We start from the raw sequence: 9,527 nt of genomic DNA, 5'->3' as shown, positions 1-9,527 counted from the left end.
CGCCCAGCTCAAGTCATGGCGAATCCTGCGGAAGCTGCGCTGCTGCCCCCACCGCGCCGGCCGCCTCGCCAAAGCCATCCACACCCTGCAACTCCGCGAGACCGCATCACACTGAAAAAGGCTCAGTTCATAGACGGCACCGTCGGTTTCCATGACACCAGGTTCGCGGGAAGCACAGTCAACTTCCAGGGGGCCCAGTTCGTGGGCGGTCCGGGCGATGACTTCATGTACAGCGCTGCCGAGTTCCACCGCGCCCGGTTCGAGGCCGGCGAAGTCGACTTCAGGGCCGCCCACTTCGAGGTGAAAGGAGCCGACTTCAGGGAGGCCCACTTCGGGGGGTGCGTTCTCAGCTTCGACTCCGCAACCGGAAGTCGTCCCCGCGAATTGCCGTCGCACCTGGCTCCGCATCTTTCATAAGACCGTGTCTTGATTGGTGATGGCTTGTTGGATCGGTCGCGGCGAGATTCAACGAGCGATTGGTCCCTGACGAGTTGTGGGAGTTGTTCCAGCGGGTGACGCCGCCTGCGCCGACCCGGCCGCAGGGTGGTGGACGGCGCCGGGCCGATGAGCGCGACGTGCCGGCGGCGATCGTGTTCGTGGCAACGACCGGTTGCACCTGGCGGCAGCTCCCTCCGATCTTCGGTGCGTCCTGGCAGACGGTGCACCGCCGGTTCACCGAGTGGATCCAGGCGCGGCTATGGGCCAAGCTGCTTCGGGATCTCAGCGGCCAACACCCATGACGAACTCGGGCTCGAGCCGCTGGTGCGCAGCATCCCGCCGGTCCGCTTCCGGCGCGGGCCACGGCGTCGACGTCCCGCAAACTGCAGCCCGACAAGGGCTACGACCATGCCGACCTGCGCAGGTTCCTGCACGACCGGGGCATCGTCACGCAGATCGCCCGCCGCGGTGTCGAACGCTCGGATCGCCTTGGCCGACACCGCTGGGTGGCCGAGCGCACGATGTCGTGACTGAACGGCTTCCCCCGCCTGCACCGCCCCTACGAAAACAAACCCGAGCACTTCCTGGCCTGCGCCGGCATCGCCGCCACCCTCATCTGCAGCCGTCGCCTCGCCAATCGAGACGCCGTCTAAACCCCGCCACCACGGCATCGACCACACCGTCCACTGGCAGAACCGGCGAGGCCGGCACCGAGGACGGGTCCGCTGGTACCACCAGCGGACCCGCCTCCGCTGCCCACTCGAACACGCATATCCGCAGCTCATCTAACGAAATGTTGCTGCCGTACCAGCGGTGGCCTCGGGTTGGGATGGTGTTGTGCCCCGCGACCCCGACCGAACTGATGGTCTATCGGGAGGCGAGGTATTCGCGCAGGGTCAATGGTGGGCGACCAGCGAACTCCTCGATTGTCTCGGTGACGCGGAAAAGCTCGTGGCCGGATCCGATGGCGGCGAACATCGTCCACAGATGGGTCAGGTGCTCGACCGTTACCTCGTCGCGGTAGATCGACATCGCCTGCTTTGCCCAAACGTTCGGGTCGACGTCGGCGTAGGGGACGTCGAAGGTGGAGGCTGCCGTACCGGCTGTGAGGATTTCACCCGCCAGCCAGAGCACGGGGTCGACAGGGCCCTGGGTGCGCAGCACACCGGCGGCGACGCGGGCGACGTCCTCGGCCGCGATCAGCGGGACCACGGTGGCCGGGGACCCGAGCGGCAGGGCCAGTTCGCCACGGTCGCCGATAGCGACGCGCAGGTTTTCGAAGAACACCGCCGCACGCAGATGCACCGCACCGATACCGGCACGGTCGAGAGTCTGTTCGGCCACCCAGTGCCGGCGCATGTGCGGGGTGCCGGCGTCGCGCGCCGAACCGAGTTGAGACACCGCGACCACCCGCTCCAAACCCGCGTCGCGTGCCGCGGCGGCGAAAACGGCCGCCGCATCGAGCATTCCGGCGGTTACCGGATAGGTGAAGTAAGCACGCCGCACGCCCTGCAGCGCAGGCAGCACCTGGGTGATCTCGCGCAGATCACCGACGACGACCTCGGCGCCGAGGTCCTTCAGTTCCGCAGCAGGGGCATTGTCGTTGTGTACGAACGCGCGCACCGGAAGGCCCGCGCGGACGAGAATTTCGGCGACCATGCGGCCTGTGCCACCTTGACTGCCACCGCCGGCACCTGTGACGAGGATGGGTTCCATTCCTGTTCTCCTACGGCTGTTCTGGTAGTTCGAGTGTGAATGCTCCATGGTCGACGAGAGCGGTTAGGAAATCGGTCGCGTCGAAAGCCTCTGCAGGACTGGCGACTCCGCTCTTGGCGCGGCCCTCGGTGAGCCGGACGGCTGCCTCCACCGAGGCCAGCGCGGCGGCTCGCCACAGGTCGCGGCCCCGCAGGCTGCCCGCCGCCGAACCGTGCGCGGCGAGAACCTGTGCGGCGACGGTGAATTCGCTGGCGGCGCGCGCATCGGCCGTAACGTGTTCGCTGGTGAATGCCTGTTCCTCCGCGAACGTGTTGGCGGTCAGTTGGGCCTCCACCGACCGGGTACGAGTATGCCGGGGTACGGTGACGGCCTCCGGGAACGGCACTGGAGCGATCATGGGCCGCGGGCCGACCGGAGGCGGAAAAGCGAACACGGCACTGCGCGGCTCGACGAATCCGGTTTGCAGTGCGCCATCGGCGAAACCGATTCGCTCGGTATCGGCGAACAGCAGGCGCGCCGTCTCCACGGCACCGTGTGTCATCATCCAATTGCTCACGGCGTAAGCCACTGTGATGCGGTCGATCTCGGAGACACCGCGCGCGACGGCACCGGCGAGCAGGTCACCTATACCCCCGTAGAAGCTCACGCTGGGCAGCACGGTGACGCCAGCGCTCTGCGCGCGCGCGGGAAAAGTATCGAACAGGTGTTTGACCGTATGTACCTCGACAGAGTGATCGATATAGTGGCAACCGCCCTCGACCGCGGCCGTGGCAACCGGTAGCGCGGTGGTGGCGAAGGGGCCCGCGCAATGGATGATGACGTCGGCCATCTCGGCGAGAGTACGCAAGGCTGCGGGGTCGTCGAGCCCCGCTGGCAGAATCCGCTCCTGCCCCAGCGCGGCGAGCGCAGCAGGATTCCGGCCGGACAGGACGACATCCTTTCCGCGGGAAAGGAGTTCGGCGGTGACGAGACGACCGGTGTGGCCGGTGGCCCCATAAATGGCGAAAACGGTCATTGACATTAACTCTCTCTTGGTTCCAGGTGGCGGCCATTTGTGTCTTTGGAGCGCCTGTCGCGCGGTTTGATGATGCAACCCTACGCAGATAGTGGCGGACAGTATTTTCGCGAAACACCTAAGGGGCTGCGGACGTGACAGGTCGACCTTCTGCATCAACCAATTGCATGGCTCAGATTCACCTTGCCTGCTCGTAGAATGGCACGGGGAGCGAGCAGTTCCGTCGGAGTGATGAGGCGTGAACCAAATCGGTAGAGGTGAGAGGCCATTTCCTTGTCGCGGGCGGCGGCAGAGAACATGAGTCGCTCGGCGACGTTGAATCCTCGCGCCTTCGCATATCGCCGGATCTGGGCTTGGTGACCGCGAAGTGCTCGGGTGTGGCGAGCGCCGTAACGCTCCAGCGCGGAGTCGAGCTCCTGCTGGTCATTCAAGGAGTTGGCGACGGCGTCGACAAGCCATTGAGCGGACAACAGGGCCCATGACCCCCCGATCCCCCAGACCGGGTCGGTGGCCAGGGCGGCATCACCGATGAGAGCCAGACCTGGCCGCGACGGTTCCCGCTGGAGCAGTGGGAAATTCGTGGTACCGATGATCTTCGAGATCCGCTGGGCGGCCTCGATGCGGGGAGCATCGGGAAGTGCGTTGATGTAATCGCGAAACGACGTCGCGAGGTCGGCATTGAAGGCAGAGAGGTGGTCGGCTCTGTTGGGGGCCGCGACGATAACGCGGATCCCGTCCTCATTGACGAACGAAAATGCGCAGTCCGGGCCCATGAACCAGGCGCGGCTGAGACCGTCGTCCTCCGGGAAGTCGCGAAAGTAGGAAAAGAACCCGAACCGCAGATTGCGTGATTTCCTGGTCCGGATACCCGCTGCCGCGGCTACCGCGGAAGAGCGGCCGTCCGCACCGACGATCAGGGGCGCGGTCAGATCGATCTCCTTGCCGCGGTGGGTAGCTCGAACCCCGTGGACGCGTCCGTCACGCTCGAGCACCGCCGTCGCCGCATGGCCGAGCATGAGGTCGACACCGGTCGCGGCTGCGGCGCGGCGACGCAACAGCGGATCGAGAGTCTGCCTGCGCAGGTTCAGGCCAAACGGCACCGTGCCATCACGTTCCGGCGTGATCCAGCCCCATTCGACCCACCAGGATGCGTGGTTCGGTGCGGCGCCCGCAGCCCACAGCGCTGCGACCAGGTCGAGCCGTTCGAGTACCGGCATGGCGCTGGCGTGCAGGGAGTGGGTGCACAACACCTTGTACGCGTCCACCGATGATCGCTTCTCCAGCAGCGCGACCCGGGCGCCCATCGATGAGAACAGCAGCGCCGCAGTGCACCCCGCCAAACTTGCGCCGACGATCGCCACGTCATAGTCGTCCTGTGCCACAGGCACCTCCTCAACGGTCCTACATGTCTAGACACCTCGAGCAAGCCAAACCGATCGGTGGCGCGGCGACTGTTTTCGGATCGGCACGCGCGACGTAGGTGGAAATCGGCGGTGCAGCATCAGCGACTGGCAACCACATCGCGACCCGCAGCGAGCCGGCGCAGCGTCGATAGGTGATCGAGCACGAGGATCTGGGCGACGGCGGCGTCGACGTGCTCGCCGTGCGCTTCCCGGTGGTCGCCCGGCTCGATGAGGAGGTGAAGCGGGCACTGGACGGCAAGATCGTCATTGACGTCACCAACCCCGAGTCACCCGACTTCATGTCCCTCACCATCGGGCACACCACCTCGGCGGGCGAGCAGGTCGCCGAAGCACTGCCCGGGGCCAGGGTGGTCAAGGCCTTCAACACCGTCTTCGCCGCCAACACGGCCACTCCAGACCTCGGCGGCAGGACGCACCTCCTGCCCGTGGCCAGCGACGACGACGCCGCCAAGAAGACCGTCCTCGACCTGGGTGCGCAGCTCGGGTTCGACCTGGTGGACGCGGGGCCGCTGGCCAACGCCCGCTACCTGGAGCCGGCCGTGGAACTGCTCGTGCACCTGGCCTTCGGCTCTGGGCTGGGCACGGGCATCGGCCTCACTCTGGCCCGGGCGGCGTAAGGGGTCCCGGACAGCGGGCCAAGTGGCGGGGCGGGCTTCCGGTACGTGATCGTCGGCCGGGGCCATCGCGCGCTTTCCGGCGGCGACCGGCTTGAGGACGGTCTCGGTCAGCCAGGACAGGGCGCCGGGGCCGATGCAGTCGGAGGCGCGTGCCCCGGTGGTGCGTAGCCGCCCGGCCCGGTGGGCTTGGATGGCGTCGGTCCACATCCGTGCCCGTGCCCGTCCCTTCCTGGTAGCGGCGGTGAGCGGCACGTCCTTGGTGATCGGCTCGGTGACGGGGGTGTAGCCGTACAGGTTGCCGGCGTTGGCGAGCACCGCGCCGGTCGCTTCGGCGGCGGCCAGGACGGACCGCCACGGAGGTGGGGACTCCTCCGGCCAGCGCCAGTAGGGCGGTGCGGCGCAGGTCGGCGGGGGCGCTCGCGTCGGCGGCGACGCGCTCGACCGCGGGGTCGTCGGGGCCGGTGCCCCGACGGGTGAGCACGCGTACGCGCTAGCCCCGGGCGGCAAGCAACCGCGCCGTCGCGGTGTCGACCGGCTCCCGGGTGCTCGCAGGCGAGCTGACGGCCCGCGACATCACCCGGCCGGGGACCTGGAGGTCGAGTTCATCGGCTCGGGCCGACCGGCCTCCGGGGAAACCGCGCATCGGCTTCTCCGCCCGGACGACGATCGGCCGTCGCGACTTCGGTGTCACCTTCGGCCTGGTCGCCGGCGGCAGCCGAGATCATCATCGCGGACAGGATCGACATCGTGCTGGACGTCCAGGCGTTCCGGGCTTCTTGAGATGCCGGTTCCACGCCCGCTCGCCCTGACCTCGTCCGGACGCCGCGGCGGCGCCGGCGGGTCAGGCGGGGGCGGCCCGGTAGCGGCCGGGGGTGGTGCCGTACCGGCGTTTGAACGCGGCGGCGAACGCGATGTCGGAGGAGTAGCCGACCTGGCGGGCCACCGTGAGCAGCGGTGCGTTGGCCTCGCGTAGCAGCCGCGCGGCGATCGTCATGCGCCACCAGGTCAGATAGGTCAGCGGGGGCTGCCCGACCAGCGCGGTGAACCGGCCGGCGAAGGCCGCCCGGGACAGTCCCGCCCGCGCCCCGAGCTCGGCCACCGTCCACGGCCGGTCCGGGGCGTCGTGGATGGCGGTGAGGGCGGCCGCGATCGCCGGGTCGGCGAGCGCCGCCGTCCAGCCGGTGGCCGCCGGGTCCTCGGCGCGCTCCTCGAACCAGGCGCGCAGGATGTACAGCAGCAGCGTGTCCAGCAGCGCGGGCACGATGGCGCCCGCGCCGGGGCGGGGCCGTCCCACCTCGGCGCCGAGCAGGTCGACGGCGGCGCGCAGGTCGGCGTGGCGCCCGATCCGGGCCGGCAGATGGGCGACGGGCGGAACCTCCGACAGCAGGGGATGCGCCCTGCTGCGGTCCAGCAGATAGGCGCCGCACAGCACGACGGTGAGGGCGCCGTCGCCGCCCGCGGGGGTCTCGGGGCGGCGGACGTCGAAGTCGCGCAAAGGGCTGGCGGGGGCGTCGGCCAGCCCGTGCGCGCCGGTGTCGCGCAGGAACACCACATCGCCCGCGCCGAGCTGGTGGGGCGGCGCGCCGTCGGGGGGAAGGAGCCAGCACGATCCCTGCAGGACGACGTGGAACGCGCAGCCGTGACCGCCGGCGAAGCGCATGCCCCATGGCGCGCGCAACCGGTGGCGGTTGGCGTGCGGTCTTCCGGTGCGCATGGCGGTGATCGCGTCGCTGAGGACGTCCATGGCGAAAGTCTAGAACATGAGACGATCGATTGGTCATGGTGGATGATCACTTATTGATGGTATCGATCGCGCCTTTCTAGTGTGTGAGCATCCACCCGCTGCGACGCGGGTGCCGACTGAGGGAGCTCACCATGACCAAGACCGTGCTTTTCGACGAACTCGGCGGGCCCGAGGTGCTCCGCCTGAAGGAGATCGACCTCTGCGACCCCGGAAAGGGCGAGGTCCGCGTCCGCGTCGACGCGATCGGCCTGAACCGGGCGGAGGCGCTTTTCCGGTCCGGCACCTATATCTATCCGCCCGACTTTCCCGCGTCCCAGCTCGGATATGAGGCCGCCGGCGTTGTGGAGGCCGTCGGCGAAGGCGTCGAGGACTTCGCCCTCGGCGACGCGGTCAGCACGGTGCCCCGTTTCCTGATGACCGAGTACGGCACCTACGGTGAGTCGGCGATCCTGCCCGCACACGCCCTCGTGCGCCGTCCCGACGGGGTCGACGCGGTGACCGGCGCCGCGACCTGGATGTCCTACACCACCGCCTACGGCCTCCTGGTGGAGTTCGGCGGCGTCCGTCCCGGCGACACCGTGCTCATCAACGCCGCGTCCAGCAGTGCCGGGCTGGCGGCCATCCAGGTCGCCAACCACATCGGTGCCGTGCCCATCGCCACCACCCGCACCAGCGCCAAGAAGCAGCGACTCCAGGACGCCGGCGCCGCCCACGTCATCGCCACCGAAGAGGACGACCTTGTCAAGGAGGTCCACGCCGTGACCGACGGCCGGGGCGTCCGGCTGGCCGTCGACGCCATCATGGGGCCCGCGGTCAATACCCTCGTCCAGACCGTCGTGCCGGACGGCAACCTGCTGTTCTACGGCTGGCTGGACCCCACTCCCGCGCCGATGCCCCTGGCACCCGACTTCCAGGGCCGCAACATCCGCACCTACGCCTTCACCGAGCTCACCCTCGACGCCTCCCGCCTGCACCGCGCCAGGCACTTCATCGACGCCGGCCTCCGCGCCGGTTCCCTGGCCCCCGTGATCGACCGCGTCTTCACCCTGGACGACGTCGTCGAGGCCCACCGCCACCTGGAGTCCAACACCCAGTTCGGCAAGATCGTCCTGACGGTCGAGCGTTAGAGGACGCCGGACGTCCCCGGCTCCACCACGGCCGCCGCCGGGACGAGCGTGGCGGAGCCAGGGGACGCGTAGAACGAAGAGGACGGGCAGGGGAGAGGGCAAGTTCTCGTAGAGGCGGAATGAATTGGCGGTCCATAGGGAGGTCGAATACCCTCCAAACGCTCCTGGAACGCTCACGGAACATGGCATCGAAGTCGAACTACGCTGAACACCATTCGGGATCTGTGCTGGGCTGATCGACCGCGGCGTCGAGGTCACCGACGAGCGTATCCGGCGCACGCATGCGCCAGGCATCGGTGATGAGCTCTTTCAGATGGTCGAGGTCCACTCTGTCGAGCCCCAGCATGACCAGAGGGGATCCGGTCGTAGGCGGGTGTGGCGAAGAAGCGTTCCGGCTCACCGAGCAGCCACGCCTGCTTCTCCGCCTCGTCGCCGACGTACAGTACGCCGATGTCGGTCTCGCAGAGCCTCTGTTGTATGGATCACGAGTGCTTCTCCGCTGCGCATCCGCACTGCTGGTCCGCAGGACTGTGACGCGGTCACTGACCTGCACACGCGCTCGCAAAGACATGCCGGTTCGAGGTGAGGGGGCTTGCGTCGTCCTCACCTCGAACCGATTCCGGCGCGGTCAGCGGCTCACGGCCAGCAAGGCCGGACGCGGGTCTCAATGCCTCCGCAAGGTGTCGCCGGTCGGGGCGGCCAGGGTCTTGCCGTCGGGGGTGAAAGCCAGCCCGCCGGCCCCCTCCGAGGAAGCCCTCGATGGTCGCGATCTCGGCTCCGGACAGCATCTGGGCGGCTATTCCAACGCCGACGAGCGGGACGTTGCGTCGCCGGATCGACTTGCTCGTGCCCTGCCCCGAAGGCGACGCACCCATTATGACTGCGCTTCTTTCCGCGGTGGATCCGCGGCGGATGGCCAGGTGGCCGATCGACTTCGACGAGGCCTATGAGTACTTTCCGCAGGCCCTCAACGACTCCATGGAGCTAGGATCGCCAGCCGAATTTCGACGCGTTGGAAACCGTCTCCTCGCCGCGGAACACACCTGCATGGCGGCGGGCGAACTCCGTGAACGTGGTCGGCCTCACACCGAACTTCTGATGGGTGCTCAGGTCATGAACTGGCTCGGCTGGAGCACGGGCCACGACGTACCTGGCGGACAGGTAGCGCTGGGTCTGCTCGTGGCTCCGGATTGGGTCTCCAGCATCTTCGGGCCGGCACTGGAGATCATCAGCACCCGCTCCACCCGGCCAGCGCACCCTGGATCTGACCGCCGGACACCGTGATTCGCCCCTTGCCGAGGCCGGGCACTCACCGGCGGCCGGCTCGACCGGGCACGGGCTCGCGCCGACCGTTGGGACGAGATGTTCCGCGTCGACGGCGTCACCGTCTCTCGTACGGCCCCTGCTGGCCGGGGTTCGCCGTCTTGCGCGGGTCCTGCCCTCACC

9 protein-coding genes and 2 pseudogenes are annotated in these 9,527 nt (G+C 68.3%); 6 read left to right on the top strand and 5 right to left on the bottom strand.

All coding sequences use genetic code 11. From position 1 onward, the window contains the following. Together J4557_RS46015 and J4557_RS46010 are read left to right on the top strand one after the other, a co-directional pair. A pseudogene (locus J4557_RS46015) lies at positions 1-115 on the top strand (IS5/IS1182 family transposase); the annotation flags it as partial. Positions 116-476: 361 nt separating this feature from the next. Then, a pseudogene (locus J4557_RS46010) lies at positions 477-1,091 on the top strand (transposase). A 214-nt stretch (positions 1,092-1,305) separates the two neighbouring features. Here J4557_RS46010 and J4557_RS46005 read toward each other — a convergent pair. From J4557_RS46005 to J4557_RS45995, 3 genes are all read right to left on the bottom strand, one after another. Continuing rightward, complete coding sequence (locus J4557_RS46005) at positions 1,306-2,154, bottom strand: NmrA family NAD(P)-binding protein (protein WP_208273745.1); 849 nt, start codon at positions 2,152-2,154, stop codon at positions 1,306-1,308. Between the two features lie 10 nt (positions 2,155-2,164). Then, positions 2,165-3,169: a saccharopine dehydrogenase NADP-binding domain-containing protein gene (locus tag J4557_RS46000; protein WP_208273743.1), complete on the bottom strand. Its 1,005-nt coding sequence runs from the start codon at positions 3,167-3,169 to the stop codon at positions 2,165-2,167. A gap of 155 nt (positions 3,170-3,324) precedes the next feature. Further along, the gene (locus tag J4557_RS45995; protein WP_208273740.1) at positions 3,325-4,551 is read right to left on the bottom strand and encodes an NAD(P)/FAD-dependent oxidoreductase; all 1,227 of its coding nucleotides are present in this window, start codon (positions 4,549-4,551) and stop codon (positions 3,325-3,327) included. 173 nt (positions 4,552-4,724) lie between these two features. Here J4557_RS45995 and J4557_RS45990 point away from each other — a divergent pair, with 173 nt between their 5' ends. Both J4557_RS45990 and J4557_RS52410 read left to right on the top strand, forming a co-directional pair. Continuing rightward, entirely contained in the window at positions 4,725-5,210 is a 486-nt protein-coding gene (locus J4557_RS45990; RefSeq protein ID WP_208273738.1) for an NADPH-dependent F420 reductase, read from the top strand. 524 nt (positions 5,211-5,734) lie between these two features. Then, positions 5,735-6,019: a YceI family protein gene (locus J4557_RS52410; protein WP_372442597.1), complete on the top strand. Its 285-nt coding sequence runs from the start codon at positions 5,735-5,737 to the stop codon at positions 6,017-6,019. A 32-nt stretch (positions 6,020-6,051) separates the two neighbouring features. Here J4557_RS52410 and J4557_RS45980 read toward each other — a convergent pair whose 3' ends face one another. Next, positions 6,052-6,954 carry an AraC family transcriptional regulator gene (locus tag J4557_RS45980; RefSeq protein WP_208273734.1) on the bottom strand — a complete coding sequence of 301 codons (903 nt, stop codon included), beginning with the start codon at positions 6,952-6,954 and terminating at the stop codon, positions 6,052-6,054. Positions 6,955-7,085: 131 nt separating this feature from the next. Between J4557_RS45980 and J4557_RS45975 the strand changes: the two genes are divergently transcribed. Beyond that, the gene (locus tag J4557_RS45975; protein ID WP_208273732.1) at positions 7,086-8,081 is read left to right on the top strand and encodes a zinc-dependent alcohol dehydrogenase family protein; all 996 of its coding nucleotides are present in this window, start codon (positions 7,086-7,088) and stop codon (positions 8,079-8,081) included. Positions 8,082-8,280: 199 nt separating this feature from the next. Here the strand turns inward: J4557_RS45975 and J4557_RS45970 are convergent, their stop codons facing one another. Continuing rightward, positions 8,281-8,427, bottom strand: a complete 147-nt coding sequence (locus tag J4557_RS45970; RefSeq protein WP_208273731.1) for a hypothetical protein — start codon at positions 8,425-8,427, stop codon at positions 8,281-8,283. A gap of 413 nt (positions 8,428-8,840) precedes the next feature. On the opposite strand from J4557_RS45970, the gene J4557_RS45965 reads away from it, so the two are divergent. Then, positions 8,841-9,365: a hypothetical protein gene (locus tag J4557_RS45965; protein WP_208273730.1), complete on the top strand. Its 525-nt coding sequence runs from the start codon at positions 8,841-8,843 to the stop codon at positions 9,363-9,365. Positions 9,366-9,527 lie beyond the last annotated feature (162 nt).

The organism is Actinomadura nitritigenes, assembly GCF_017573545.1.
In the GTDB taxonomy this organism is placed as follows: Bacteria; Actinomycetota; Actinomycetes; order Streptosporangiales; family Streptosporangiaceae; genus Spirillospora; species Spirillospora nitritigenes.
The sequence above is the reverse complement of the archived record's forward strand: the minus strand, read 5'-3'. Positions and strand labels throughout refer to the sequence as shown.